Annotated in this window: 22 protein-coding genes and 1 other RNA gene; 10 read left to right on the top strand and 13 right to left on the bottom strand. The window is 71.1% G+C overall.

The annotated features are described in order from the left end of the window. Positions 1 to 3: 3 nt before the first annotated feature. The 5 genes from BN1701_RS31845 to rnpB all read right to left on the bottom strand — a co-directional run bounded on the left by BN1701_RS31845 (position 4) and on the right by rnpB (position 6,447). A complete protein-coding gene (locus BN1701_RS31845) occupies positions 4 to 1,998 on the bottom strand; it encodes a hypothetical protein (protein ID WP_067520972.1) in 1,995 nt (664 codons plus the stop codon). 73 nt (positions 1,999 to 2,071) lie between these two features. Further along, on the bottom strand, positions 2,072 to 4,987 hold the full coding sequence (locus BN1701_RS31840; protein WP_054054969.1) for an ATP-binding protein: 2,916 nt from the start codon (positions 4,985 to 4,987) through the stop codon (positions 2,072 to 2,074). Beyond that, on the bottom strand, positions 4,971 to 5,396 hold the full coding sequence (locus tag BN1701_RS31835) for a hypothetical protein (protein ID WP_054054967.1): 426 nt from the start codon (positions 5,394 to 5,396) through the stop codon (positions 4,971 to 4,973). The genes BN1701_RS31840 and BN1701_RS31835 overlap by 17 nt, the downstream gene beginning before the upstream one ends. A 20-nt stretch (positions 5,397 to 5,416) precedes the next feature. Beyond that, positions 5,417 to 5,683 carry a hypothetical protein gene (locus tag BN1701_RS31830; RefSeq protein ID WP_054056310.1) on the bottom strand — a complete coding sequence of 89 codons (267 nt, stop codon included), beginning with the start codon at positions 5,681 to 5,683 and terminating at the stop codon, positions 5,417 to 5,419. A 378-nt stretch (positions 5,684 to 6,061) separates the two neighbouring features. Next, an RNA gene (gene rnpB / locus BN1701_RS31825) (RNase P RNA component class A) lies at positions 6,062 to 6,447 on the bottom strand. Positions 6,448 to 6,620: 173 nt separating this feature from the next. Between rnpB and ssuE the strand changes: the two genes are divergently transcribed. Then, positions 6,621 to 7,166 carry an NADPH-dependent FMN reductase gene (gene ssuE, locus BN1701_RS31820; protein ID WP_054054965.1) on the top strand — a complete coding sequence of 182 codons (546 nt, stop codon included), beginning with the start codon at positions 6,621 to 6,623 and terminating at the stop codon, positions 7,164 to 7,166. A gap of 96 nt (positions 7,167 to 7,262) precedes the next feature. On the opposite strand, the gene BN1701_RS37695 is transcribed toward ssuE, so the two are convergent. The 4 genes from BN1701_RS37695 to cobC are packed head-to-tail and all read right to left on the bottom strand — an operon-like array spanning position 7,263 to position 10,979. Continuing rightward, positions 7,263 to 8,348 carry a bifunctional RNase H/acid phosphatase gene (locus tag BN1701_RS37695; RefSeq protein ID WP_054054962.1) on the bottom strand — a complete coding sequence of 362 codons (1,086 nt, stop codon included), beginning with the start codon at positions 8,346 to 8,348 and terminating at the stop codon, positions 7,263 to 7,265. Beyond that, positions 8,345 to 9,082: a zinc ribbon domain-containing protein gene (locus BN1701_RS37690; RefSeq protein WP_054054960.1), complete on the bottom strand. Its 738-nt coding sequence runs from the start codon at positions 9,080 to 9,082 to the stop codon at positions 8,345 to 8,347. The genes BN1701_RS37695 and BN1701_RS37690 overlap by 4 nt, the downstream gene beginning before the upstream one ends. Further along, a complete protein-coding gene (locus BN1701_RS31805) occupies positions 9,079 to 9,915 on the bottom strand; it encodes a Nif3-like dinuclear metal center hexameric protein (protein ID WP_054054958.1) in 837 nt (278 codons plus the stop codon). Before BN1701_RS31805 ends, BN1701_RS37690 begins: the two co-directional genes overlap by 4 nt. Beyond that, the gene (gene cobC, locus BN1701_RS31800; RefSeq protein ID WP_255364692.1) at positions 9,912 to 10,979 is read right to left on the bottom strand and encodes an Rv2231c family pyridoxal phosphate-dependent protein CobC; all 1,068 of its coding nucleotides are present in this window, start codon (positions 10,977 to 10,979) and stop codon (positions 9,912 to 9,914) included. The genes BN1701_RS31805 and cobC overlap by 4 nt, the downstream gene beginning before the upstream one ends. A gap of 83 nt (positions 10,980 to 11,062) precedes the next feature. Between cobC and BN1701_RS36195 the strand changes: the two genes are divergently transcribed. Then, positions 11,063 to 11,497, top strand: a complete 435-nt coding sequence (locus BN1701_RS36195) for a hypothetical protein (protein ID WP_157368328.1) — start codon at positions 11,063 to 11,065, stop codon at positions 11,495 to 11,497. Positions 11,498 to 11,662: 165 nt separating this feature from the next. Here BN1701_RS36195 and BN1701_RS31795 read toward each other — a convergent pair whose 3' ends face one another. Then, the gene (locus BN1701_RS31795; RefSeq protein ID WP_054054955.1) at positions 11,663 to 11,881 is read right to left on the bottom strand and encodes a hypothetical protein; all 219 of its coding nucleotides are present in this window, start codon (positions 11,879 to 11,881) and stop codon (positions 11,663 to 11,665) included. A gap of 13 nt (positions 11,882 to 11,894) precedes the next feature. On the opposite strand from BN1701_RS31795, the gene BN1701_RS31790 reads away from it, so the two are divergent. After that, positions 11,895 to 12,344 (top strand): low molecular weight protein-tyrosine-phosphatase, encoded by a 450-nt coding sequence (locus BN1701_RS31790; protein WP_054054953.1) that lies wholly within the window; start codon positions 11,895 to 11,897, stop codon positions 12,342 to 12,344. A gap of 35 nt (positions 12,345 to 12,379) precedes the next feature. Here BN1701_RS31790 and BN1701_RS31785 read toward each other — a convergent pair whose 3' ends face one another. Then, positions 12,380 to 14,032 carry a choice-of-anchor B family protein gene (locus BN1701_RS31785; RefSeq protein ID WP_231949776.1) on the bottom strand — a complete coding sequence of 551 codons (1,653 nt, stop codon included), beginning with the start codon at positions 14,030 to 14,032 and terminating at the stop codon, positions 12,380 to 12,382. Between the two features lie 235 nt (positions 14,033 to 14,267). Here BN1701_RS31785 and BN1701_RS31780 point away from each other — a divergent pair, with 235 nt between their 5' ends. Beyond that, positions 14,268 to 15,038, top strand: coding sequence for an SURF1 family protein (locus tag BN1701_RS31780; RefSeq protein WP_054054951.1), 771 nt, complete (start codon positions 14,268 to 14,270; stop codon positions 15,036 to 15,038). Positions 15,039 to 15,054: 16 nt separating this feature from the next. Here the strand turns inward: BN1701_RS31780 and BN1701_RS31775 are convergent, their stop codons facing one another. Continuing rightward, on the bottom strand, positions 15,055 to 15,261 hold the full coding sequence (locus tag BN1701_RS31775; protein ID WP_054054950.1) for a hypothetical protein: 207 nt from the start codon (positions 15,259 to 15,261) through the stop codon (positions 15,055 to 15,057). Positions 15,262 to 15,284: 23 nt separating this feature from the next. Beyond that, positions 15,285 to 16,226: a cobalamin biosynthesis protein gene (locus tag BN1701_RS31770; RefSeq protein ID WP_054054949.1), complete on the bottom strand. Its 942-nt coding sequence runs from the start codon at positions 16,224 to 16,226 to the stop codon at positions 15,285 to 15,287. A 97-nt stretch (positions 16,227 to 16,323) separates the two neighbouring features. On the opposite strand from BN1701_RS31770, the gene BN1701_RS31765 reads away from it, so the two are divergent. Genes BN1701_RS31765 through BN1701_RS31740 form a run of 6 tightly spaced genes read left to right on the top strand, consistent with a single transcriptional unit; the run spans position 16,324 to position 26,713 of the window. After that, the gene (locus BN1701_RS31765) at positions 16,324 to 17,880 is read left to right on the top strand and encodes a DUF2397 domain-containing protein (RefSeq protein ID WP_231949775.1); all 1,557 of its coding nucleotides are present in this window, start codon (positions 16,324 to 16,326) and stop codon (positions 17,878 to 17,880) included. Then, the gene (locus BN1701_RS31760) at positions 17,870 to 19,081 is read left to right on the top strand and encodes a TIGR02678 family protein (protein ID WP_231949774.1); all 1,212 of its coding nucleotides are present in this window, start codon (positions 17,870 to 17,872) and stop codon (positions 19,079 to 19,081) included. The genes BN1701_RS31765 and BN1701_RS31760 overlap by 11 nt, the downstream gene beginning before the upstream one ends. Continuing rightward, on the top strand, positions 19,078 to 23,172 hold the full coding sequence (locus BN1701_RS31755; RefSeq protein WP_231949773.1) for a TIGR02680 family protein: 4,095 nt from the start codon (positions 19,078 to 19,080) through the stop codon (positions 23,170 to 23,172). The genes BN1701_RS31760 and BN1701_RS31755 overlap by 4 nt, the downstream gene beginning before the upstream one ends. Continuing rightward, positions 23,172 to 24,335 carry a TIGR02679 domain-containing protein gene (locus BN1701_RS31750; protein ID WP_054054947.1) on the top strand — a complete coding sequence of 388 codons (1,164 nt, stop codon included), beginning with the start codon at positions 23,172 to 23,174 and terminating at the stop codon, positions 24,333 to 24,335. The genes BN1701_RS31755 and BN1701_RS31750 overlap by 1 nt, the downstream gene beginning before the upstream one ends. A gap of 30 nt (positions 24,336 to 24,365) precedes the next feature. Continuing rightward, positions 24,366 to 24,980, top strand: coding sequence for a TetR/AcrR family transcriptional regulator (locus tag BN1701_RS36975; protein WP_231949772.1), 615 nt, complete (start codon positions 24,366 to 24,368; stop codon positions 24,978 to 24,980). Then, a complete protein-coding gene (locus BN1701_RS31740) occupies positions 24,980 to 26,713 on the top strand; it encodes an ABC transporter ATP-binding protein (RefSeq protein ID WP_054054945.1) in 1,734 nt (577 codons plus the stop codon). Before BN1701_RS36975 ends, BN1701_RS31740 begins: the two co-directional genes overlap by 1 nt. Positions 26,714 to 26,778: the final 65 nt, after the last annotated feature.

The following is a 26,778-nucleotide window of genomic DNA, read 5'->3' as shown; positions in this document are numbered from 1 at the left end:
GGCTTACCTCACCACCGTGTCGGTCCCGCGCGGACCGTCGTTGAGCGGCATCCGGCGCGGGCTCTCGGCGACCTCGAGTCCCCGCGACGGCCGGTAGACCACGTGCACCGCCCGGCCCGCGACCATCTCGACGTCGGCGGGCCGGATCGCCGCGGCCTCGGGTTCGGCGGGGGTGTGGAACTGGGTGGGCACGCGCGACGGGATGACCACGGCGTCCTCGCCGCGGTCCCAGCTTCGGTCGGACACCGAGACCGCCTCGACCACCCGGCTGCCTGCCCGCACGATCGTGGCCGGTCCGCCGCGGTTGGGCGGCCGGGAACCGGGGATCACGACCTCGGGGTCCAGGCCGGGGCCGATGGCCGTCGATCCGCTGCCGATGGCCGCCCGAGGGGAGCCGATGGCCGCGCGCTGGGTGTCCATGCGCTGCGCGGTCGCGGTGACCGGGTTGCTGGCCTCGGGCCGGGGCCTGCGGCCGCCGCCCGCGCGCACGAGCGCGGTGCCGTCCTCGGACTCGCCTTCGCGGACGGTGTCCCAGAAGTTGTCCTGCGGGGTCGGGCCGTCGTGCTTGTTGCGCCGGAAGCGGGAGAAGATCCCCGCGCCCGCCGCGGGCATGCTCGCGCCCGCCGCGCCCATCGACATCTCCAGCATCTGCCACATCCGCCGCATCGGCCGCCCCACCAGGAAGAACACCAGGGTGACGATGGCCGCGAGCAGCATCTGGGTCAGCAGCGAGAGCTTGGCCTCCGGGGAGAAGATCAGTTCGAGGAACTTGAAGTGGATACCCGCGAGCATGGCCAGCACCAGCACGTTGAGCACCACGGCGCCGACCGCGCGGCCGACCTTGCGCAGGATGTCGTGGTGGACCAGGGCCACCAGGCCGATCACCGGGGCGGTCAGGGTCAGCAGGCGCAGCAGCAGTTGGGCCAGCAGGACCGACAGCTTGGCGAAGAGCTGGAACAGCGAGTAGACGATCGACTGGAACAGCGCGAGCAGGCCGGAGCCGGTGCGGCTGCCGTCGGTGCCCTTGAAGTAGCCGGTGGCAGGGCCGAGCTCGGTGGCGAGCTTCTGGTAATCCCGCTTCTTCTCCTGCTCGAGGTTGTTGTCCGCGTCGCTGCCGTCGATCAGGTTCTGGCGGGTCCAGGCCTGGTCGTTGAGCAGCCTGCGGGCGAACTCCTTGGCCTGGGGGGAGTCCGGGCTGCCGAACTCGCCGCGCTGCCAGTTCTCCCACACGACCTTGTTGTGCAGCTGCGTGGGCAGGATGTGCCGCACGACCCGGTCTTCCTCCGGGTCGACGAAGCCGCCTTGGATGCCGCTGGTGGTGCGCACGATCAGGTCGTCGACGCGGTCGTAGTTGGTGACCAGCACCAGCGACGAGGCCGCCAGCCACATGCCCGCGAAGGCGAACAGGGCGCGTTTGCTGACCGTGGCCAGGTCGCCCTTCCAGATCTGGCGGAACATCAGGATGGCCAGCACCAGCATGAAGACGCTGAACAGCTGGGTGTAGAGGTTGTTGAAGACCGAGTCGGCCGCCTTGCCGATCTGCTCGTTCAGCCCGCCGAGCACGCCGCCGTTGAGCAGCGTGTAGTGCAGCGAGTTGGTGGCCCCGACGATGTTCTTGGCCATGTTGAACAGCTCGTTGCCCGCCCACGTGTCGATCGTGGAGCCGGGGTCGCTGACACCGTTGGGCACCAGCCCGCCGCACGATTCGTCGTAGACGTGCCAGACCATGCCCGCGTAGCCGTAGATCTGGTACGGGCTGTCGGCCTCACCGTTGCCCTGCGGCGGGTCGAGCGCGCCGACCATGCCCGCGCCGGGGCGCTCGGGGTTGGGCACACAGCTGGTGTCCTGGGCCATGGCGGGACTGCCGATGACCGCTTGCAGGCCGATGATGCCGATGACGGCCAGCATGGTCAGTCGCTTGCGTGTCAGAGGTGATCTTTTCCGCCGCCGCGCCGCGATGAGCAGCGTGGCGGCGACCACCACCAGGAACGTGATCATGTGACGTCCACCAACCTCGCTGAGCTCGGGCTACCGGGCACTCGCTTGATCAACTTAGCCAACCTCGCGGCTTTCATGCCGCGTCCTCACGACCGCGTTTCTTGTCTTTCGGTTCCGGGTCCGGGCTGGGCTCGCCGAGGTAGTCGTCCTCGGTCAGGCCCAACTCGAACTCGGCGGCGCGTTCGAACTCCTCGTCGCTGGGCAGGGTCGAGCCGTCGACCGGCTCTGGTTCGGGCAGTCCCGGCTCGGGGGCGGCCACGTGGGCGGGCGGCAGCGCGGCCTGGCGGGCCTTGTCGCGCATGGCGTCCGGGGTGGTGTCCATGACCCCGCGCAGGTGGTCGAGGTGGGCGCCGGACAGGTCGATCCGGATGCGCTCCACGCCGCCCGCGCCGTCGCCGAAGATGAACTGGCGGGGCGCGGTGTCGCGCTCGACCAGGCCGCGCTGCACGCCGGGGCGGCGGCCGAGGCTGGCCACGACCTGCTCGTAGCCCGCGCCGACCGGCACCTTGAGCAGGCGCAAAGCGTCGGACTGGGCCTGGTCGTCGTCCAGGCGGCCGATGAAGACCGAGTCCAGCAAGGCCACGAAGCCTTGGATCTTGAGGAAGTCGGCCGGGATCTGCGAGGACAGCAGGACCCGGACGTTCCACTTTCGCGAGTCACGCGCGAAGCGGTTCATCAGCACGCGGCCGGTCGGGACCTCGGAGAGGAAGAACGCCTCGTCGATCCAGACGCCCTTGCGCATGTCCTTGGGCTTCTCGTAGATCGAGCGCTGGGTGAGCCAGGCGGCCAGGTTGAGCATCTCCACGCCAAGGGCCTCGGCGTCGGTCCAGTGCTCGCGGCCGACACCGTCCTTGGGCAGGGTCAGGCCCGCCATGGTCAGCACGGTCAGCCGGTCGTCGCGCTGCTCGTCGTACGGGTCGGCGCCGCGCTCGGGGATGAGCAGCGACATGCGCTCCTTCATCTCGTCGAGGAAGTCGGCGACCACGACGGCGTGCTCGTGGTGCTCGCTGGCGTCGCGGCGCAGCGCGTCGAACACCAGGCTCGGGTCGGCGTCGCCCCGGCCACCGACGGTGCGCACGGCCCGCAGCAGCACGATGCGGCTCTGCGGGAGGCGCGCGACCTCGTAGGGCAGCAGGCCCGACAGCACATCGAGCACGAGACGGCGGCGGGTCGCGGCGGCCAGCGCCTTTTCCCGGCGCCAGGCGCGTTCCGGGTCGTCCTCGTCCAGGAAATGTTCCAGTCGAGGCTCGGCGACCACGCGGTAAGGGTTGAGGATGCCCGCCTGGGCGTTGAGCAGGTTGATCGGCCGGGCGTAGGGCCGCAGTTCGGGCAGGTCGCAGAGCCGGGCCAGCGGGCCCGACGGGTCGAGGATCGTCCAGTGCGCGCCCGCGCGCAGCGTCTTGTAGACGATGCCGCCGCCGAGGAAGGACTTGCCGCCACCGAGCCCGGCGACCATGGCGGTCAGTCCGGACGAGTCGCGGATTTCCTGGGCCATCCACGGGTCCCACGCCACCGGGCGCCGGGTCGCGGTGCAGGTCTCGCCGAGCAGGATGCCGCGCCGGTCGCCGACCTCTGCCGTGGCGGTCGGCACGGCCGAGGCCGCCCAGACGACCGAGCCGCGGCGCAGGTAGGCCGCCGAGGCCAGCGGCTCGCCGGGGATGAACTCCCGCGCCATCGCGTACTGCGCCTCGGGGTGCTCGATGGCCACCTTCGGCTTGTAGAGGTCGAGCAACTGTTGGGCCAGGCGCAGCGCGTCGCGCTCGGTCGGGCCGGACACCGCCAGCCGCCACCAGGACCGGACCCGGGTGGCCAGGGCGGTGAAGCCCGAGGTCATCTCGTCGTCGATCTCCAGCACCCGGCTCGCCTGCCGGGCCAGCGACTGCGGCGGCTCCAGCTCGTGCTCGTCGGTGTAGTGCTTGACCTGCGAGCGGACCTTGTTCATCTGCCGCTGCAACTCGCCCTGGACCTCTTCTGGCCGACGCACGTAGATGCGCGCGGACCATTCCACCGAGGCGGGCAGCCGGTCGGCGCGCTGGACCCACGGGTCGTCGATCTCGGGGATCTGCAGGCCGTGCATCATGCCGACCGTCAGCACGGTGACGTGTCGGGAGACGCCCGCGTTGGAGCCGGTGCGGCCACGGACGGTGACCGTCGGCGAGTACGGGTCCTGGTGGAAGTCGGCGGCGTCGGTGAAGCTGGCCAGGTCCTCTGGCTCCCAGGCCGCGCCGGGCACCGCGGGCATGTTGCGCGGGGCGGGAAGGCCCAGCGAGCACGACCGATGCATCAGCCAGGAGATCTCCTCGGCGGTGACCGGGCGGCCCTCCAGGCCCGCGGAGCCGATCACCTGGTCGAGGTGCTCGACCTCGGACTCGATGGCCAGCAGTTCGGCGTCCACGGCGTCGGGGAAGACCTTGCGCAACAGCGGGGCGGCCCGCTCGACGGCGCGGTCCATGACGTTTCGGGTCTGCACCTGGACACCCAGGTAGACCTCTTTCTCCGCCATCGAGCGGCCCATCAGCTGCTGCTGCTCGCCGACGAGGTAGTCGTCGAAGGACAGCGCGCCGGGCACGTCGGGCAGCCGGTTGACCGCGTTGTGCACGTGCGCCTCGGCCCACATGCGGATCGGGTACGGCCGGGTGGTGACCCGCAGGTGCATCCAGCGGCCCGAGAGCTCGGCGTACTGACCCGCGATGGCGGCGATGAGGTCCTGGCGCTGCGAGTCGGAGCGGAACGACCAGCGCTGCGGGGTGAGCCGGTACCAGGCGTAGACGTCGGAGCCGGTGCGCAGCAGGTGGCCGTCGATGCTGCGGGCGGCGATCTCCGGGGTGTACGCGGGCAGGCTCTGCTCGCCCGGCAGACGCTTGCCGCGCTTGCGGGCGGCGGCCTGCTCGTACTTGGCGTGTTTGCCGTGGGCCCCGGCTCGGTCGTGCGGGTGTCCCGCCGGGTACGACGCGAGCGCTTCCGGCTCACGCTTACCGCGTCCGAACACCGGTGACCTCCCTGTATGTGGTCCTGTAGGAACTGGCACGCTGGCGGCGTCGGGGCAGTTCGGCGCGCACCCGCACCGTCGCGGCGCTGGCCGCGCCGCCGCGGCCGTCGATGATCTCGCGGGGGGCGGTGACCTCGCGGACCCACATGTTCAGCACCGCGCCCAGTGGGCGTTCGTGGCTGATGCGGGAGCAGATGAGCATGGTCAGGCCGATTGTGCCGACCATTCCCCACGCGAAGGACCAGAACAGTCCGATGCCCAGGTTGCGCAGCAGGGTGAGCACGAGCAGGAAGATCACGGTGCCGACGCCCCACGCCACATAGCGCGCGCGCCAGGGGAAGGTCGCCTTCGGCGGGCCGAGCCACACGGCGTCGACCCGGTACACCTCGTCGTCGGTGCGTATCCGCACGTCAGTTCACCCGGCCCAGGTCAGCCGGTGAACAGGCTGGCGATCCAACGCCCGATGCCCTCGCCCGCGTTGGTGACCGCCAGGCCGATGATGGCCAGTGCCACGATGACCCCGCCGAGCCTGCGCATGACGCCCGCGTTGTCACCCTTGCCGCCGCCGAGCCACAGCAGCAGCAGGGCGACCACGAGCAGGAGCAGCGGGATGACGTTGTCGAGGATCCAGTTCTGCACCCCGCCGGTGCCGACGTTGGTCGGTCCGGGTTGCGGCTGCTGCTGGGCGAGTTCCATGAGTGCGGACAGGGTCGGGGTGATCATTTCCTTCTCCCAAGTGCGCCGAGCTGGCCGGGGCGGCGCGGCAGGTCTGTGCGGGTGCCCCGAGGAGCATCGCATGGAGAGCACATGATTGTCATTACGAAGGGTAGCTGGCGTGCTGCGTTCCGTAGATCCACTCGGTCCACGTCCTCCGCCGTGGGTGTCTGCCGGGCACACCCATCATCGGGGGAAATGGGCTGGTCACACTCGATGACCACCCGAATTTCCTAGTCCTTGCCAAGTTTCACCCCCGTGTGCCCCAACCCTTCACTAAGGGTGTGACATTTCACAGGTGGATCCCTGGCGTGTCCCGGGCGAAGTTACTCCGATCGGTGTATGGAACGCGTTCAGGGGCGGGCGAGCCGGCCGTAAGCCGGATCCTGTCCCCGGGGCCCTGGGGCACCGGGTGGCGACCATCCATCTAGACCTGCCGTCGCCGGCAGGTTCGTGCGGCCTACCCGCAGACTCGGGCGGGCAGCCCTCGGACGTCTGCGCAGGAGCCCGGGGGCTCCCTCTTGGCCTTGCTCCGGGTGGGGTTTACCTAGCCGCCCCGGTCACCCGGGGCGCTGGTGGTCTCTTACACCACCGTTTCACCCTTACCTGGCGTGAACCAGGCGGTCTGTTCTCTGTGGCACTGTCCCGCGGGTCACCCCGGGTTGCCGTTAACAACCACCCTGCCCTGCGGAGTCCGGACTTTCCTCGGAGGTGGGTCGCACCCCCGCGGCCGCCCTGCCGACTCGCCCGCCCGTCAAGGATACGGAGCGGGGCGACCCGCGCCCCGCGCGCCCGCCGATCTTGCGCACACCGCGGCGGCCGGGCGCGTCCTCTGCCTTGGCGCTCCCAGGTAGTGGACGGTGTTTGAGCAGGTCGCGGGTCCCTGATCTACTCGGAAGGGAGATCGAGGAGGTGCGCGGTGGCGTCGGTAGTGATCATTTCCGGCAGCCCGTCGGCGGACGCGCGGGCGGGAATCCTGGTGCGGCACGTGTCCGAGGGGCTGCGCGGGGTCGGGCACGCGGTGCACACGATCTCGGTGCGGGACCTGCCGACGGTCGCGCTGCTGTCCGAGGATGTCGAACACCTGGCTATCCGGTCGGCGATCGAGGCGATCGGGCGGGCTGACGGGGTCGTGGTCGCGAGTCCGGTCTATCGGGCGGCCTACAGCGGGCTGGTGAAGTGTCTGCTCGATCTGCTGCCGAAGGGGCTGCTGGCCGGCCGGGTGGTGCTGCCGATCGCGACTGGTGGGACGCAGGGGCATGTGGTGGCGATCGACTTCGCGCTGCGGCCGTTGCTGGCCGCGATTGGTGCGACGGATGTGTTGCCGGGGCACTTTGTGCTTGATCGGTTGATCGCTGGGGTGGAGGAGGGCGGGTATTTGCGGGCGCTGGCTGCTGCTTCGTTGCAGGAGGCGTTGGGTGGGTTTACGCGCGCTCTGTCTTCGCCTATCGCTCTGACGGGCTGACGCTGGCTGGCGCTTGCTGACCTGGCCGGCTTGGGCTGGGGCGCCTGTTTGGCTTGGCCCGTAGCGTTTGTGCAGGTGGCGGGCCTTTTCTTGTCTTTAGTCGGCCAGGTGTGATGTGTCGTTGACCAGCCGTACTGAGGCGTTGCCGTCGGGGTAGAACTCGACGATCGACAGTGATGCCAGGTCGAGGTGCAAGCGGAACAGTAGTGAGGGGCCTACGTCCAGGCCCATGCGCAGCAGGGACTTGATCGGGGTTACGTGGCTGACAACCACGATCGTCTTGCCGCCGTGGCGGGCTATGAGGTCGTCGCGGGTTTTGCGGACCCTTCGGTGGACCTCGTCCATGCTCTCGCCGCCCGGGGCGGGGATCGAGGTGTCGGAGAGCCAGCGGGAGTGGAGCTGCGGGTCTTTGGCCGACGCCTCGGGGAAGGTCAGGCCCTCCCAGGTGCCGAAGTCGGTTTCGATGAGGCCCTGGTGGACGGTGACCTCGCCGCCGGTGGCGGCGGCTACGGCCTCGGCGGTGCGGAGGGTGCGGGTCAGGGGGCTCGCGACGATCGGGGTCTGTGGGTCTACCAGCTTGGCCAGGCGGGTGGCCGCTGCCTCGGCTTGGAGTTCGCCCGCGTCGGTGAGGGGGACGTCGCCCCGGCCGGAGTAGCGGCGGTCCACGGACATGGCGGTCTGGCCGTGGCGGAGCAGCAGCAGGCGGGTCGGCTCGCCCTGCGCGCCGGTCCAGGCGGGGACGACCTCCGGCGCCTTGGTCGCCGTCTTGGGTTCGATGCCCGCTTGGCGGTCCATGGCCGCGTTGGCCAGGCGGTCGGCGTGCTTGTTGCGGTCGCGCGGGATCCAGGTGAAGTCGACGTCGCGGAAGTCGCGGACCAATTCCTTCGCGCGGGCGGCCAGTGGCTGCATCGCCGGGTGTTTGACCTGCCAACGGCCCATCATCTGTTCGACGACGAGTTTGGAGTCCATGAGCACCTGGACCGAGGTGGCGCCGAGTTCCGCCGCCGCCTCCAGGCCCGCGATCAGGCCTCTGTATTCCGCGACGTTGTTGGTCGCGACGCCGATGCCTTCGCCGCGTTCGGCCAGCACGGCCCGGGTGTCGGCGTCGAAGACGACCGCGCCGTAGCCCGCCGGGCCCGGGTTGCCCCGGGACCCGCCGTCGGCCTCGACGATGACCTTCACAGGCCGGACTCCGGGGTACGGACCAGGATCGCCCCGCACTCCTCGCACTCGATGACGTCGTCGGCCGGGGCCTCCCTGATCCGGGAGATCTCCCGCGAGTCGAGCTCGATGCGGCACGCCCCGCAGCGGCGGGCGCGCAGCAGGGCGGCGCCGATGCCCTTCTGGGTGCGCCTGCGCTCGTAGACGGCGAGCAGGTCGGCGGGCATTCCGGACAGGACCTTGGTGCGGTCCTCGGCGCGGCGGGCCTCGATGGTGCCGATGTCGGTGAGGTTCTCGTCGCGGCGGCGGACCCCGTCGGCGAGCTTCTCCTCGGCCCTGGCGAGTTCGACGCCCGCGTGCTTGCCGTCCATCTCGACGGCCTCGCGGCGTTCCATCAGCTCCAGCAGGTCGTCCTCGAGGACGCCCTGCCGCCGCTCCAGGGTGGCCAGCTCGTGCTCCAGATCGGTGAGCTGCTTGGCGCCGACGGTGCCGCCCGCCAGCAGGGCGCGGTCGCGCTCCTCGCGGGCGCGTACGGCGTCGATCTCCTTCTCCTGCCTGGCCACCTCGCGGTCGAGGTCGTCGAGCTGGGTCTGGATCGCGACCTGGGCGTCGCGCCTGGTCTGGACGGCCTTCTCCGCTTCGGTGATCTCGGCCAGCTCCGGCATGGTCCGCCTGCGGTGCTGCGCGCGCGAGAGTTCGGCGTCCACCTCCGCGAGGTCGAGTAGACGGCGTTGGACAGCGGGATCGGCTTTCACCCGGTGAACCTCCCGGTTCGGGTCGGCGCGCCTGCGGCCTGGGCGGTCCAGGGATCGGTGCGGAGAACGGAGACTGTGACGTCGACATTAGCGCCGAGGGCGGCCCGCAGGACCCCCGCGGCCTGCTCGCACCACGGCCACTCGCTTGCCCAGTGCGCGAGGTCGACCAGTGCGGGTCCGCCCGCGGCCAGATGCTCGCTGGCGGGGTGGTGGCGCAGGTCGGCGGTGACGTAGGCGTCGACGCCCGCGGCCGTCGCCGCGGCCAGGTAGGAGTCGCCCGCGCCGCCGGAGACCGCGACGGTCTCGACCCGGCGGTTCGGGTCGCCCGCGGCCCGGACCCCGCCCGCGGTGGCGGGCAGCGCGCGGGCCACCCGCTCGACGAACACGGCGAAGGGCTCGGGCCGATCGAGGGTGCCGACGCGGCCGATGCCGGTGGTGCCGTCGGGATTGGGGTTGAGCGGGCCGGTGACCTTGACGCCGATGGCCTCGGCGAGCGCGTCGGACACCCCTGGGTCGGCGGCGTCGGCGTTGGTATGGGCGCAGAACAGGGCCACGCCCGCGCGGACCATGCGGTGCACCAGCGAGCCCTTGGGGGTGTCGGTGCCCACACCGTGGACGCCGCGCAGCAGCAGCGGGTGGTGGGCGACGATCAGCTGCGCGCCAGCGACGATCGCCTCGTCCACAGTGGACTCAACAGGGTCGACGCAGATGAGGACCTTGGTGAGCTCGTCGGCCGGGTCGCCGCAGACCAGGCCGACGGCGTCCCAGGACTCGGCGAGGGCGGGCGGATAGGCGGCGTCCAGCGCGGCGATCGCGGCGGCGACGGTGGTCACCTGGTCACCTCCACGGCGAGTTCGGCGGTCAGGGCGGCGAGGAGTTCGGCGGTGCGCTCGCGGACCGCGATCCGGAGGTGGTCGGGGCTCAGGCCGGGGAACGTGTCGCCCCGGCGGACGGCGATCCCCCGCGCGCGCAGCCCTTCGCGCACCCGCTCGCCGTCAGGCACGCGGACCAGCAGGAACGGCGCCGCCGCGGGCTCGTTCACCTCGACCCCCAGCGCCTTGAGCGCCGAGGTCAGTTCCAGCCGCTGCTCGGCGATCTCCAGTGCGTCACTCTCGGCATGGAGCACGGCGCGCGGTTCGGAGCAGGCCAGGACGGCTTCCAGCACGAGCGTGCCGACCGGCCACTGTGGACGGTCCGCGCCGAGTTTCGTGAGGAGTTCGGGCGCGGCGAGCGCGTATCCCGCGCGCAGGCCGGGGACGGCCCAGGTCTTGGTGAGGCTGCGGAAGACCAGCAGCCCAGGGCTGTCGGTGTCGTCGGCGAGCGACTCGGGCTCCCCGGGGAGGGCGTCCATGAACGCCTCGTCGACCAACAGGACCCGACCCGGCCGGGCCAGCGCCCGGATGACAGCACGCGGGTGCAGGGTCGAGGTGGGGTTGGTCGGGTTGCCCAGGACGACGAGGTCGGCCTCGTCGGGAACTCGCTCGGGATGCAGGGCATAGCCGTCGGCCGCGTCGAGCTGGACTCGGTCGATCGGCACCCCGGCGCCGCGCAGCGCGACCTCGGGCTCGGTGAACGACGGGTGCACCAGCGCGGCGAGCCGCGGCCGCAGGCGCGGCAGCAAGGCGAAGCCCTCGGCGGAACCGTTGAGGATCATGACCTGGTCGGGCGCCCGACCGTGCCTGCGGGCGACGGCTTCACGCGCGGCGAGGTCGTCGGCGGCGGAGGGATAGGTGCCGAGCCGGTCGACGGCGGCGACGAGCCGGTCGCGCAGCCAGTCCGGCGGACGGCTGCCGCGCACGTTGACCGCGAAGTCGAGAAGCCCCGGCTCGGCGTCCACGTCGCCGTGGTGCCGCAGGAGGGCGTACTCGTCGGATCCGCTGCTGGTCATCGCGGCGATCCTAGTCGGACAGCGGACTCAGTCAGCCAGGGCGCACAACCCAAGGCCGCCTCAGGAACCGCGTACCAGACCAGTCCGCCGACATGGCGGCCGGTTCATGTCTTGTCAAACGCCTGATTGAGGAGTTCTTCGGCCTGAGCCGCCAACCGGACGTCACCATGCAGGCGCAAACGGGAAACCGCCAACTCATAACACTCTTGATCGGTCCGCTTGGCGGTCACCCACACGACAACGACGGCATTGTCAGACCCACCCGATATCGTGCGAAATTCTCTGTCGCCGACAACAGCTTGCGGATGGTTATCAAATTGCCCGATTGGCGGACACCAAAGGGGCTCTCCACGCTTCTCGCGCTCGTCCTCGAGCTTGATCGCCTTCAGGACGACCTTACGCGAGGAGCCAACAAGGTCCCACAATCCTCAGGCGCATCAGAGGTCAGCCTGACCTCGGCCAAACCCGATCACTCCTCGTCGTCAAGGTCCACGCCGAATTCCGCGGCGATGTCTTCCAGGCTGTAGCGCTCCGCCGACCTCTTTGATCAGCTTGGAGATTCCTTGCGTGTTGGCCTCTGTCACGCTGATGACGTCGTTAGTGTCGATCTTCATAACGGCACTCCAGGTTGATCCGATCTAGCTTCACTGTCCAGGATTCCGCAGCCGATTCTGACTAGAATGCCGGCCAGATTACGGGCACTGTGTCACCGGGGCCGGTCCGTCGACCAGCGCGGCCAGCCCATTGGCCCGCAACCACCGCGCGGCCCGAAGCCGGGTCAGTTCGTCGGGAGCGGTACGCAGGGCGACGTGATGCTGGACGGCCTCGGCGATCTTGGTCATGGTGTGTTCGCGTTCCGGGGGCGGCAGGGTGGCCAGCCGCTCCGGGGACCACCATGGCTTGTCGTCCACTTACGCTCCCGTCGTGCACATTTGCTTTGTCTGTACCGGCAACATCTGCCGCTCCCCCATGGCCGCCATGGTCTTCGGCGAACAGCTGCGGCGGGCCGGGCTGGCCGACCGGGTGCGGGTGACCAGCGCGGGAACCGGGGCGTGGCACGTCGGTGAACCCGCCCATCCCCGCACTGTCCGGGTGCTGGCCCGCAACGGCTACCCGACCGCCCATCGCGCGGCCCAGGTCGACCATAGCCATCTCGACGCCGATTTGTTGATAGCGCTCGATGAAGGACACGCGAAAGCACTAAGACGGCTTGGCGCGACGGACGTGCGGCTGCTGCGCGAGTTCGACCCGGCCGCGGGCGACGATCTGGACGTGCCGGATCCCTACTACGGCACGCAAGAGGACTACGAGCAGGTCTACGCGATGGTGGAGGCCGCCTGCGCTGGTCTGCTCGACTGGGTCCGGACACACTGAAGGGCCCCTCCGGGGAGGGGCCCATCAGCGTCGAATCACACGAACGACAGCTTGAAGTTGTCGATGTAGCCGGTGTCGTAGCGGGCCACGTCCTGCACCTTGAGCTTCCACAGGCCGTCGGCTACCTCGGTGGAGGCGTTGACCGTATAGGTCGCGATCACGTTGTCCGCCGAGTCGTTGCCGCTGGAGTTCTTGAGCCGGTACGCCGACCCGTCGGGCGCGATCAGGTCGATGACCAGGTCACCCCGCCAGGTGTGCTTGATGTCGACGTCGACCTTCAGCGTCGACGGCGCGTTGCCCGGCACCCCGGAGACGGCGATGTTGCTGGTGACCGCGGCACCCGCGTCCGGGATGTTGACGTTGTTCGGGTTCTCGAAGACGCGCGGCGGGACCTCGGGGGTGAGGTTGGGCCGCACCACGAACAGGCCCTGCTCGATGCCGTTGACGATCACGTTGCCGCTCTTGAAGAACGGGTAGTTCGCCCACGTGCCGTTGAACCCGACACCATCGGACTGCTCGTAGATGTCGAAGAACGCGACCTCGGACAGCTGCGCGTTGGCGACGTTCTTCACGTCGAGGATGCGCAGGCCCGAGCGGTAGTTCGACTGGTAGGCGAAGTCGCCGACGATGAACATCTGGTGGTCGGTCGCCTCGACGGCAGAGTTGTAGATGCCGGTCATCCGGGGCGCGGTCAGGCTCGACATGTCCCAGATGTAGGTCTTGGCCCGCTTGTCGGTGCTGTTCTGCTCGTCCAGTTCGTCGTCGAGCAGGAAGTGGCGCTTGTCCTTGGTGAACCAGCCCTGGTGGACGTACTTGGCGCCGGTGTAGGTGGTGCGCGAGAGCTGGACCGGGCTGGACTTGGTGGTCACGTCAACGATCGTGAGGAAGTCCTCGTTGGAGTTGACGCAGATCTCGCGGCCCGAGTACCGGGTGTCCGGGCCGTCGTAGGTCACGCAGTGGTTGTCGTGGACGTAGCCGTCCTCGGACACGCAACCGGCGTTGACCGGGTTCTTCGGCGTGCGCACGTCGATCATGTGCGAGCCGCCGCTGCAGGTGTTGGAGCCGTTGGCGTAGACGTAGCCGGTCCGCGGGTTCGCGGTGATCGTGTGCGCGGGACCGAAACCGGTGTAGAGCTTGTCCGCGGTGAACGTCTGCGGCGAGGTCACGGTGCGCAGGCGGGTCAGGTCGAAGACCTGCATGCCGTGGCCGGTGACGAAGTCGGCGACGATGAAGGCGTGGTCGGCGTAGACGTCGATGTCGCGCCAGCTGCTCGTGCCGCCGTTGGAGGGCAGGTTGCCAAGGTAGACCGGGGCCGACGCGTTGGTCACGTCGACGAACGACGTGCCGTTGCTGCGCCCGACCAGCGCGTACTCCTTGTTGTTGGTCGGGTCGGTCCAACCCCAGATGTCGTTGCCGCTGCCGCCGCCGATGGTCGACATCGGCAGGTAGCTCATCAGGTCGACGTTCTTGCAGGGGTACTTGTCGGCCTTGCCGTTGACGCAGGCCACCCCGGCGGCCTGGCCGGTGATCGGCGCGCGCCGGTCCGGCGGCTGGATGTCGGCCATGAACTCGCTGATCGCGGCCTGGCCCTCCGGGGTGTTCGGATCGTGCGCGGCGGCGGGCGCGTTCGCCACGGCGAACACGGCCATGGCGGCGACCGCTATGAGTCCTATATCTCGAAAACGCACGGGTGCTCCTTCTGGAGTAACCGGGGCTCAGGGCCCGGGTGCAGGGATCCAGATTGTGGAAAACGTCGAATCGACGAGTGTTTTCCGGGCGGAACGGTAGTCAGCGGCATAAGTGCCGGTAACCCGCCGAAAGCGGGTTGGTTCCCGGCAGTCTTTCCCAAATAGCGCTTTCGAGATCTGTGAACCAGGTGGGGCCGCGCCCACCCGGCCGGGGCCGCCGGCTTACCGTGGTGGGGTGAAGGTGCTGCTGCGGCCGGGCTGGCTGGTGCTGGCGTTCGTCGTGGTCGGGTTCGCCACGACGTGCTTCCTGCTGCTCGCCCCCTGGCAGTTCACCCGCCACGACGAGCGTTCGGCCACCAACGCCGCCATCCAGTCGTCGTTCGAGGCCGCCCCGGTCCCGATCGAGTCGGCCACCGGCGAGTGGCGGAAGGTCACGCTGACGGGCTCGTACCTGCCGGAGGCCGAGGCCGTGGCCCGGCTGCGCACCGTCCAGGGCGCGGCCGCGTTCGAGGTGCTGACCCCGTTCCGGCTGAACAGCGGTGCGGTGGTGCTCGTAAACCGGGGGTTCGTGCGTCCGGTCGAGGGCGTGCGCGTGCCGTCGTTCGCGGCGGCCCCGTCGGGTGAGGTGTCGCTGGTCGCCCGGCTGCGGGTCGACGAACGCGACCCGCAGGGCAGGCCGACGTTCACCGAGGACGGACGCAAACACGTGTACGCGGTCGACTCCCGCGCGGTCGCGGCGGTGGCCGGAATCACCATCCAGCCGGGATACGCGCAGTTGGAGGAAGGGTCCCCGGGCGTTTTGGGCGCATTGCCGCTACCACAACTGGACGCGGGCCCGTACTTCTCCTACGCCCTGCAATGGATCGCATTCGGCGCGATGGCCCTACTCGGACTCATCTACTTCACCTGGCGCGAAATCAAACCCGGCGGCGCTTTGCGAACCGAGACCCCCCGACGCCGCACGGTCGCCCAAATCCTGGCCGACGACGAGGCCCACGCTCAGTAGGCTGGATCGTGGCCGCTTAGTGACTTCCTCGAAGATCATCGAGCCAGTCCAGGATCGATCGGCCGGTCGAGTTGGGCACAGGCTCCGGAAGCTCGGCCATATCGAACGAACGAGCCGCCGCCCGGATCACCCCTGCGGCGACGAGTCGGTCGTAGCGAGCGTTCGTGGCGGGGGCGATTCCGGTGATGGGCTTCCCTGGATCGGGGTCCGCTGCGGTCGTCATGCTCCACACGTTACGAGTGCAGGTCAGGCCCCTGACCGAGACTTCCGGCGCATGCCGAGAGCGAAGGCGATCACGGCGGCCACCGCCGCCGTCAGCGCGCCCACCACGCGTGAGAGTTCCACTGCCCGCGTCACGTGGCCTGCGTCCGGCATGCGGCCCGTGCCCAGGACGGGCCGGTCCTCCACCCCGTACGGATAAACCGTTCGCCCACCCAGCCGGACTTCCAGCGCCCCCGCGAACGCCGCCTCCACCCGCCCCGCGTTCGGGCTCGGGTGTGCCGAGGCATCCCGTTGCCAGGCGGTCCAGGCGCCTCGGCGGTCGCCGCCTACCACTGGGGCGGCGGCGACGGTGAGGGCGGCGGCGAGGCGGGCCGGGACGAGGTTGACCAGGTCGTCCAGTCTGGCCGACGCCCAGCCGAAGCGGTGGTAGCGCGGGGAGCGGTGGCCGACCATGGCGTCCATGGTGTTGATCGCGCGGTAGCCGAGCAGGCCGGGGACGCCCGCGACCGCGCCCCAGAACAGGGGGGCGACGACCGCGTCGGAGGTGTTCTCCGCCACGGATTCCACGGTGGCCCGGGCCATGGCGGGGCCGTCCAGGGTGCTCGGGTCGCGGCCGCACAGGTGCGGGATCCGGGTGCGGGCGTCCTCCAGCGCGCCTTCGTCAAGGTGACGTCCGATGAGCGCGCCCTCGGTGGCCAGGGAGCGGCCGCCCAGGACCGCCCAGGTCGCCAGGGCCGTCCCGAGGATCGGGCTGCGCCGCTCGACGGCCATGCCCAACGCCACGGCGCCGCCCGCGAGGACCGCCGTGTAGACAGCTCCGGGGACGCGGTGGTCGCGGTAGACGGCCTTCTCCAGCCGACCGGCCAGGGTGCCGAAGCCCGCGACCGGGTGGAAACGGCGCGGGTCGCCCACGATCGCGTCGGCGGCCACGCCCAGCAGCAGCCCGATAGCCCGGCCCGAGCCCACGCGACCTCCTCGACAATTCCCCCTGGAGAGGGAACGGTATCGCCCCGGCGTGGCCAGGCTGCGCGGGTGTCGGCCGCTTTGGCTATCGTGGCCCGCCGTGGACAACGGAACCGACGCTGAGACATCAGGTCTGCGCAGGCTCCAGCTCTACGCCTACCTACAGCCGCGCGAGCATCACCGCACGTATCTGGCGATCATGCGCCTGTTCACCTCGACGCTGTTGGCCGACCTGTCGGCGGGCGAGGTGTCCTCGGCGCTGGCCGCGGCCGAGCGCGACGGGCGCATCGACATCGGCGAGTCGCACATCGACGTGGTGATCCCCCGGCTGCGACAGCTGGTCGACTGGGGCAACCTGGTGCACGGCCGCCGGGAGACGATCGCGGCGAGCATCGCGGAGTTCCAGCAGGGCAGCATGCGCTATCAGGTCAGCAAGCTGGCCGTGCGCGTGCAGCGCGACGTCGACGAACTCCTCCGCGTCCCCGAAGGCGCCCGCGAGGTCTCCCGCGAGCTGCTGCCCGCCATCGAACGCGGCCTGATCCACCTCGGCGAGACCCTGGCCACCGCCTCCGCCAGGACCCAGCAGGACCCGGGCTCCCTGGCCGCCCGCCGCGCGCGGGTGTTGCTGGCCGAGCGGGTCACGACGCTGTTCCTGCAGCACGCGGAGCTGGCCGCCACGGTCCGTGACTTCTACGCCTACCTCGGCCAGATCCTCACCCGTCATCACCTGGCCCCCGAGGAGATCTCCGGGTTCCGCAACCTGCTGGTCGAGTACATCCAGGTCGTGGTCGAGGACGTGCTGCGGCACACCCCGACCATCGCGGCGACACTCGCCACCCTGACCGGCGCCCGCCGCGAGCTGGTCGAGCTGCTGCGGCCCGCCGAGCAGCTGGGCGCGGCCGTCGAGCGCACCCGGGGCCGCCGGGAGGCCGACTGGCAGGAGCTGACCGACTGGTTCGCCGACCGCCCCGGCAACCCCAGCCAGGTCACCGCCCTGCGCGAGGCCACCACCCGGGCCATCGGCGCGCTGCTGGCCACGGTCCGCCGCGCGACCACCGGCGGCGGCCTGCTGCCCAGCCGCCGCGCCGAGCTGATCCAGCTCGCGGGCTGGTTCGACGCGGCGACCGCCGACGAAGCGCACATGATCTACGCCGCCGCCTTCGGCCTGCATTCGGCCCGCAATCTGTTTCCGTCGCCGGAACACGACGGCGACGACGAGCACACCCGCTGGTCCGACGGCCCGGCGATCGACGTGTCGGTCAGCGTGCGCGGGCGCGGCGACCGTGGGGCACGCGGCCGGACGTCGCGGATCATGGACGACCCGATCACCGAGCAGGGGCTGCTCGCCCAGGCCCGCGCCGCCGACGAGCGCCGCGAGGCCGCCTCCGCCGAACTGGCCGCCGCGTCGGGCAACCTGGAGAACGTGACCCTGTCCGGCGCGGCCCTCGGCGCCCTGTGCGAGCTGCTCACCCTGGCCATGGCCCAGCGCGAGGGAGCCGCCGACCCTGGCGCGGCGACCGACCAGGTGCGCGGCTTGACCCTGACGCTGACCCCGGAAACCGGCCACACCACCCAGATCCGCAGCTCGGCGGGCACGCTGACGCTGCGTGACACGGTCCTGGGCATCGAGCGGGCGCAGGTGCGCGGTGCGCGCTGACACCCGCGACCCGCTGGCCGGGCTCTCCGACATCGACGCGGCCAACGTGGCCCGCTGCGCCAAGGTCCTGCTGCGCCACCCGCTGCTGCGCCCGGGTGGACCCGACGCCGATCTCCTCCCCCTGGTCTATCGCCACCGCACCGCGCTGCAGGAGATGTTCGCCGCCCTGCTCGGCTACCGGCTGGTGGTCGAGCGCCGCTTCGCCCGGCTCTACAAGTCCGGCCCCGGCGCCGACCCGACCCGCGGCGAGCCCGGCCTCACGCCCCGCGCGTACGCCTACATCTGCCTGACGATGGCCGCGCTGACCGGCGTCGGCAGGCAGGTCCTGCTCTCCCGCCTGGTCGCCGACGTCCGGGGCGCGGCGAGCGAGGCGGGCATCGGCGTGGTCGACGACATCGCCGACCGCCGCGCGCTGACCGCGGCATTGCGACACCTGATCGGCCTCGGCGTGATCACCGAGACCGACGGCTCGGTGGCCGGGCTGATCGGCGAGGCCCCGGCCGAGGCGCTCATCACCATCCACACCGACCTGCTGGGCCAGCTGCTCGCGGGCCCGCTCACCGAGTCCACCTCGGCGGACGATCTAGTCGCCCGTGCCGCTTCCCCCGGCAGGCTCGGCGTCGAGCACGCGGTGCGGCGCAGGCTGGTCGAGAACCCCGTGACCCTGCACGCCGACCTGCCGCCCGACGAGGCCGACTGGCTCTTGCGCAGGCAGCGCCGCGAGTCGGTGGTGCTGGAACGCTGCTTCGGCCTGATCACCGAGACCCGCGCCGAGGGCGTCGCGGTCACCGACCCCGAGGAGTACCTGACCGACCTGGTCTTCCCGGCCACCGGCACGGTCGCCCGCATCGGCCTGCTCGCCCTGCCCGAGCTGCTTGATCCCGACACGGAACGCGCGGACGGCCGCAGCCGGGTCTCGGCCGAACGCCTGCGGGAGGTGTGTGCGAACCTGGTCGAGGACTACCCGGCCGCGTGGTCGCGCCAAGCCACCGAGGACGTCGGCACGCTGGTGCGCGCGGTGGCCGATCTGCTGGTGCGGCTCAGCCTCGCGACCGCCGACGGCGACGGCTGGCTGATCAGCCCCGCCGCGCACCGCTGGCTGCCGCGGCCCGACGACACACCGGCCAGAGGCCAGGCCGAGCCCGTCACCACCGCCCCCGAGCCGGGGTGGTCGCTGTTCGACGAGGAAGGGGAACCGTGAGCGCGCCGGATGATCCACAGGTGGGCCGCTGGCGGCTGCACCGGGGCGGCATCGTCAACATCTGGCAGTACCGCGAGCAGACCTTCGACTTCTCCGGCGGGCGCGCGATCTTCCAGGGCACCAACGGCTCTGGCAAGTCCCGCACGCTGGAGCTGCTGCTGCCGCTGTGCCTCGACGGCGACCTGCGCTACCTCGGCTCCAAGGGCGCGGGCACGGTCTCGATCCGCCGCCTCATGCTCGACGACTACGACGGCGGCCCCAACCGCATCGGCTACGCGTGGATCGAGCTGCACCGGACAACCGACGCCAAAGACGAATACCTGACGTGCGGCATCGGCGTGAAGGCGTCGGCGACGTCGCAGCAGATCAGCGACTCGTGGCGGTTCGTGACGCCCTCGCGCGTCGGCACCCACTTCCAGCTCGCGTCCGCGGACCGGGTCCCACTCGGCCCGGCCGCGCTGCGCGACGTGCTCGGCGCCGACCGGATGTACGACGAGGCCGCGTTCCGCGCGAAGGTCGCCGAGACGGTCTACGGCGTCCCCGGCGGCCGCTACGGCGACCTGCTGCACCTGCAGCGCACCCTGCGCAACCCCGACATCGGCCTCAAGGTCCAGGACGGCCAGCTCGAACAGATCCTGTCCGACGCGCTGCCGCCGCTGGATGTCGGCGTGGTCGAGCAGCTGGCCACCTCGTTCGAGGACCTGGAGTCGATCCGGGAGAACATCGGCAGGCTCAGCGCCGCCGACGAGGCCATGTCGGCGTTCCTGTCCGGCTACTCGGGTTACGCGCTCAACGCCCTGCACGCCGCGGGCGGCCGAGCGGCGGGCGCCGGGTCCACTTTGGACAAGGCGCACGCGGAGATCCGCACGCTGCAAGGACGTCTGACCGCCGACGGCACCCGGCACGCCGAGGCCGAGGAGAAGGTGCGAACCCTGGAGGAGCGCGACGCCGAGCTGGAGAACAGCATCGACTCGCTCAAGTCGCTGCCCGCCTACCAGGGCCTGCGCGACCTGCAGGACCGCGAGCGGCTCGTCGAGCGCACCCGCGAGGCCGCCTCGACCGCGCTCGACAACGCCGCCACCCAGCGCAACACCGCCGACCGCGCCGTCGAGACCGTGCTGACCGTCCTGCGCAGGCTCGGCGGCGACCTGGAGGACGCGGGCGAACTCGCCCAGTCCACTGTGGACGGATTAGCCGCCGCGGGCCTGGACCCGGCGCTGTGCCCGGCGATCCCGGCCGCGCCCAAGCCGGTCCCCCGCACCATGGCCGACAAGGTCCGCGCCAAGCCGGACCCGGAGGCCGAGCCGCTGGAGATCCAGCGCCGGACGCCGCCCGAGATCGCCCCAGACGAACTGGAGTCCGCGCTCACCGCCGCCGCCGAGCGGATCACCGACATCGGTTCCGTGCTGGCGCAGCGCGGCGCGCTCGCGATGGCGCTGCACGAGCGCTCCCGCAAGCTCGACACCGACCGCGCCGACCTCGACCGGCTGCGCGCCTTGGCCCGCGAGGCGCAGATCGAGGCCACCGAGGCGGCCGGGCGCCGCAACGAGGCCAAGCAGCGCTTCGGCGTCGCGGCCGAGATCTGGTGTGAGCAAACGCTTGCGTGGACGCTGGCCGGGCCGTTCGCCGAGGACCACGCGCCCCGCCCGCCCGCGATCCCCGGCGCGATGGACGTCCAGCAGGCACTGGACGCGACCCGCCAGGCCCGCGACGCGGCCCGGCGGTGGGCGGCACCGCACCTGGCCGGGCTGCGCCAGCAGGTCGTCGGCGCGCGGCAGGCCGTGGACGACCTGGTGGACCGGATCAAGGACACCGAGACCCGGCTGATCGGCCTGCGCAAGGGCGTCGACGCCGCTCCCCCGTACGCGGGCGTCGAGCGCGATCCGGCTACCGGGGCGCCGTTCTACCGGCTCGTGGACTTCGTGGCGGGCAAGCCCGATGCGGGCCTGGAAGCGGCGTTGCAGGCGTGCGGGCTGCTCGACGCGTGGGTGGCCGCCGACGGCTCGGTCGATTCGGCGCTCGCCGAGGTCCTGGCCACCGGCGACGGCACGGCCGAGCGTCCGCTGTCGACCGTGCTCAAGCCCGCCGTCGAGGACAGCCCGGTGCCCGCGTCGGTCGTGGCCGACCTGCTGGCGGCGGTGTCCTACGAGGGCGACCACCCCGGGCTGACCGTGTGGTCGTCGGGCCGGTGGCGCGCGGGCGTGCTGCACGGCGCGATGTCCAAAGTGGACGCCGAGTATGTCGGCGCGGGCGCGCGGGAGGCGGCGCGGAAGCGGTCGATCGCCGAACTCGCCGCCACACTGGAGACCATGCACGCGCAGCTGGCCGACGCGGAAGTCGAGCTGCGGCAGCGGACCCAGGCCGTGCAGGTGTGGGACAGCCACCTCGACGCCTTCCCCGACGACCGCGAGCTGATCGCGACCAGGGTCAGCGCGACCGAGTCCGAACGCCAGGCCGCCGAGAGCGCCGCGAAGGCCGACACCCGCCGCGCCGAGCACCACGCCGCCGACGGCAGGCTCAAGGCGATGGCCACCGAACTCGCGCAGGACGCGGGCGCGGCAGGCCTGAGCCCCGACACCGAGGTCCTGCGGCAGGCCCAGCGCGCGGCCAACCAGGCCCACGCCACGGTGGCCGCCCTGCGCGACGCGCTGGCCAAGCGCGGTGTCGGCACGGTCCGCGACCTGGTCGAGGCGCTGCACGACCACAACGCCGCCGTCGACGACCGGACCACCGCCGAGGCCGTGGCCGACGAGAAGTGCGTGGCGTTCCACCGCGACGCCGCCGCGCTGGCCGAGCTGACCTCGGCGATCGGCGGCGAGGCCGAGGGCGTGGCCCGCCAGCTGACGGAGTTGGAGCGGCAGCGCAAGGCCGCGCGGGAGGAACTGCCCGCCGCGCGCCGGACCACGACCGAGCTGTCGAACCAGGTCGTCAAGACGCAGACGCTGCTGGACACCCGCGAGTCCGAGCTCGACGGCAAGCGCGCCGCCGCTACCTCGGCGGCCAACGCGTTCTCGGAGGCGCTGGCCGCGCCCGGTGTGTGGCCCGCCGCGATCGACGCCGACCGGCCCGGCGGTGACGACGAGGCGTACGCGCTGCTGGAAGCCGCGGTGGCGCAGGCCAAGCGGCTGCCCAGCGAGGAGAACGTCCTCACCAAGCTCCAGTCGCTTCAGGCATCCCTCGCGGGCACCCACAACGTGCTGCCCGAGCGGCACGCGGGAATCCTGACCGTGGTGGTGTCGGCGGAGGAGGGTCCGGCGCCGGTCGCGGTCGCGGCCCGCGATGTCGCCACCAGGCTCGCTGAGCGGCGCGGTTTCCTCACCGAGCAGTACCAGGGGATCTTCGCGCTGCACCTGGTGCGTGAGCTGGCCGAGCGGCTGTCGACCCAGATCGCGGTGGCCGAGGACCTGACCCGGCGGATGAACGAGGTGCTCGACTCGGCCCGCTCCAGCCAGGGCGTGCACGTCCAGCTCGACTGGGAGCCCGCCGCCTGGCTCGACGAGTCCACTGTGGAGGCTCTCAAGCTGCTGCGGCTGCCGTTCGCCCAGCGCACCGAGGAGCAGGACACCCGGCTCCAGCAGGTGTTCACCGAGCGCATCGAGTCCGAGCGCGACACCGCGTCCGGCGGCTACACCGAGATCCTGGCCCGCGCGCTGGACTACCGCTCGTGGTTCGCCTTCACGGTGCGGGTGCGCGACAACGGTCCGGACGGCAAGCCGCGCTCGCGCAGGCTGCGCCAGCTGTCCTCCGGCGAGACCCGCCTCATCTCCTACGTGACGCTCTTCGCCGCGGCGGCGGCGTTCTACGGCGCGATCAGCGCGGGCGTGGCGGCGGCCTCGCGGATGGCGCCGCTGCGGCTGGTGCTGCTCGACGAGGCGTTCGAGCGGCTCGACGACCCGACGATCGCCCGGATGCTGGGGCTGCTGGTCGACCTGGACATGGACTGGGTGATCACCTGGCCCAGCGGCTGGGGCGTGTCCGACAAGATCCCGCGCATGCACATCTACGACGTGCTGCGGCCCAAGTCCGGCCACGGCGTCGCGTGCACGCACACCACGTGGGACGGCGCAGGCCTGGACCGGGACGACCCGTGATGCGCGAGGTGTACGGCAGACCGGAGTTCGAGGTGCTCTGGCGGCAGGCGCGCACGGCCGTGGCGCGCGGGCAGGTCAAACTCGGCTACAAGGCACCGGACCTGGCCGCCGCGGCTGCGGTGTCGGCGCTGATCGGCCGCCCGATGACCGCGGGCGTTGGCACCACGATCGCGGTCGCCGACCTCGACGCGGCGCTGCGGGCCGGGGAGTTCCACTGCGGGCTCGACGAGGTGCTGGCCGCGGTGCACGGCGAACCCGCCGAGTTCAGCGAGGTCCAGTCGTCGGTTGACGCCTCCCGTCGCGAGTGGGTCACCGAGATCCTGACCGACGCGCTGTCCTCGGCGGGCCTGGCCGACCGGCCGTGGGCGTCGCTGTGGATCGACCACGTGCGCCGGTACGCCAAGATCCCGCCCGAGCGGCTGCAACGGCCCGCCCACCAGGCCGCCGCCATCCTGGCCACCCTCACCCTCGACCCCCGCACACCGCCCGCCGAGTGGGTCTCGCGCAGCACGCTGGCGGCCCGCCATGGCGCCGGGCGCCGGGGGCTCGACCGGGGTCAGAAGCTCGCGGGACTGGTCCTGCGCGCCGCCGCGCTGGCCCACGGACTCGACTATCCGCGCGGCGCGCACGAGGAACGGACGCTGTGGGAGCGGTGCGGCGTCGCGCCCGACAGTGTGTCGACCACCGTGCTGTGCCTGAACCTCCCCGAGGGCTTGCGGCACGTCACGCTCCGGGATCTGCCGCTAGATCGGGTGTCGGTGGTCTGGGTGTGCGAAAGCCCTCGGGTGATCGAAGCGGCGTTCGAGGCCGGGGTGCGTCAGCCGATGGTGTGCCTGTCGGGCTACCTGAACACCGTGGCCCGCCAACTGCTCGCGCACCTCGGTTCGGCTGTGCGAGTGCACGCCGACTTCGACCGGACGGGGCTGCTGCTCACCCGGCAGGTGCTGGAGCTGACCGGCGGGACGCCGTGGCGGATGTCCGGCGACGACTACCGATCCGCCCTGGAACAAGCGCGGGCGGAGGACATCGATCTGCCGCCGCTTGGCCCTGATCCGGGACCGGCGCCGTGGGACCCGTCGCTGGTCGACGCACTGCGCGCGGGCTGGGCGGTTGATGAGGAAATGACCCTTCCATCCCTTTTGGGCGACTTAATCCGGTTGTGAGTGAGTGCTCACTCACTTAGACTCGACCGGGTGACCCCCCAGCCGGGTCGGCGCCGCGCGGCGCCGATGAGTGCCGACGACCGCCGCAAGGCGATCGTCGGCGCGGTCGTGCCGCTGCTCATCGAGCACGGCGCGGCGGTCACCACCAAGCAGATCGCCGAGGCGGCGGGGATCGCCGAGGGCACGATCTTCCGCGTCTTCCCCGACAAGTGCGCCCTCATGATGGCCGTCGCGGCCGAGACCATCGACCCGGAGGACCGGGCGCGGTCCTTCGACGCGGCCATCGACGGCGTGGACGACCTGCCAGAGAAGGTCCGGCGGATCACCGCGCACCTGCTCGACCGGATCGAGCGGACCATGGCGGTCATGATCGCCGTCCGCGGCTTCCTCATGACCCAACCACGCGACGCGCCGCCCACCGACGGTCGGCCGCCGTTCATCCACGACGCGTACAAAGCGCTCGACGGGGCGCTCACCAGGATGTTCGACGCACACCGGGACGAACTGTCGGTGCCACCGGCCACCGCCGCCATCTCCTTGCGGTGTCTGGTCTTCGGGGCCCGCCATCCCGTCCTCGACGTCGCCGAGCTGTCGGCCGACGAGATCGCGGGTGTGCTGCTCAGGGGGATCTCTCAGGAGGGGTAATGCTCTTACGAGTGCTCAAGGAGTACCTGGCCCGCTACCGGGTGTGGCTCTGGTACGTCGTGGCGCTGCAACTGGTGGGGACCATGGCGTCGCTGTACCTGCCCAGCCTCAACGCCGACATCATCGACATCGGCGTCGCCCGCGGCGACACCGGCTTCATCGTGCGCACCGGCGGCTGGATGCTGCTGGTGTCGCTGATCCAGATCGCCTGCGCGGTCGTGGCGGTGTTCTTCGGCGCGAAGACCGCGATGGGCTTCGGCCGCGACCTGCGCGCCGGGGTGTTCCACCGGGTCGGGTCGTTCTCGTCGCGGGAGGTCTCGCGCTTCGGGGCGCCGTCGCTGATCACCCGGGTCACCAACGACGTGCAGCAGATCCAGCTGCTGGTGATGATGACGACCACGATGATGGTCGCCGCGCCGATCATGATGGTCGGCGGCGTGATCATGGCGCTGCGCGAGGACGTGGCGCTGTCGTGGCTGCTCGTGGTGTCCGTGCCGATCCTGTTCGTCGGACTCGGGTTCATCATCCGGCGGATGGTGCCGGGCTTCCAGCTGCTCCAGACCCGCATCGATGACGTCAACCGGGTGCTGCGCGAGCAGATCACCGGCATCCGGGTGGTCCGCGCGTTCGTCCGCGAGCCGTTCGAGACCGACCGGTTCGGCAAAGCCAACGCCGAACTGACCGAGGTTTCGACGCGGACCGGGCGCTATATGGCCGCGATGTTCCCGTTCATCCTGTTCGTGATGAACCTGTCGGTGATCGGCGTGCTGTGGTTCGGCGGGCACCGGGTGGACGACGGCCTGATGGAGGTCGGCGCGCTCACCGCGTACATGAACTACGTCATGCAGATCCTGATGGCGGTCATGATGGCCACCTTCATGCTGATGATGATCCCCCGCGCGGCGGTCTCGGCCGAGCGGATCCGGGAGGTGCTCGACACCGAGTCGTCCGTGGCGCCGCCGACCGACCCGGTGACGTCGGTGAGCGCGCGCGGCGAGGTGGACTTCGACAGAGTGTCCTTCGCCTACCCGGGCGCGGACGACCCGGTGCTGTGCGACGTGTCGTTCTCGGCGCGGCCGGGGCAGACCACGGCGATCATCGGGTCGACCGGCTCTGGCAAGACGACGCTGCTCAACCTGGTCCCCCGGCTGTTCGACGCCACCGGCGGCGCGGTCCGCGTGGACGGGGTGGACGTGCGGCGGCTCGACCAGGACCTGCTGTGGAGCAAGATCGGGATCGTGCCGCAGAAGACGTACCTGTTCACCGGCACCATCGCCTCGAACCTGCGCTACGGCAAGCCGGACGCCACCGACGAGGAACTGTGGGCCGCGCTGACCATCGCCCAGGCGCGGGACTTCGTCTCGGCGCTGGCCGACGGCCTGGACGCGCCGATCGCGCAGGGCGGGAGCAACCTGTCCGGCGGGCAGCGGCAGCGCATCGCCATCGCCCGCGCGCTGGTGCGCGAACCGGAGATCTACCTGTTCGACGACTCGTTCTCGGCGCTGGACGTGGCCACCGACGCCCGGCTGCGGGCGGCGCTGCGGCCGACCACCCGGGACGCGACCGTGATCATCGTGGCCCAGCGGGTGTCGACGGTGCTCGACGCCGACCAGGTCGTGGTGCTGGAGGACGGCCGGATCGTCGGCTTGGGCACCCACGCGGAGCTGTTGGAGACCTGCCCGACCTACCAGGAGATCGTCGCGTCCCAGCTGAGCGCGGAGGAGGCGGCGTGACCAGCACGATGAAGGTGACCGAGCGGGTCCAGGGTCAGGGTTTCGGCTCGGGCCGCGGCCCGTTC

The organism is Alloactinosynnema sp. L-07, from assembly GCF_900070365.1.
Classification (GTDB): Bacteria; Actinomycetota; Actinomycetes; order Mycobacteriales; family Pseudonocardiaceae; genus Actinokineospora.
The sequence above is the reverse complement of the archived record's forward strand: the minus strand, read 5'-3'. Positions and strand labels throughout refer to the sequence as shown.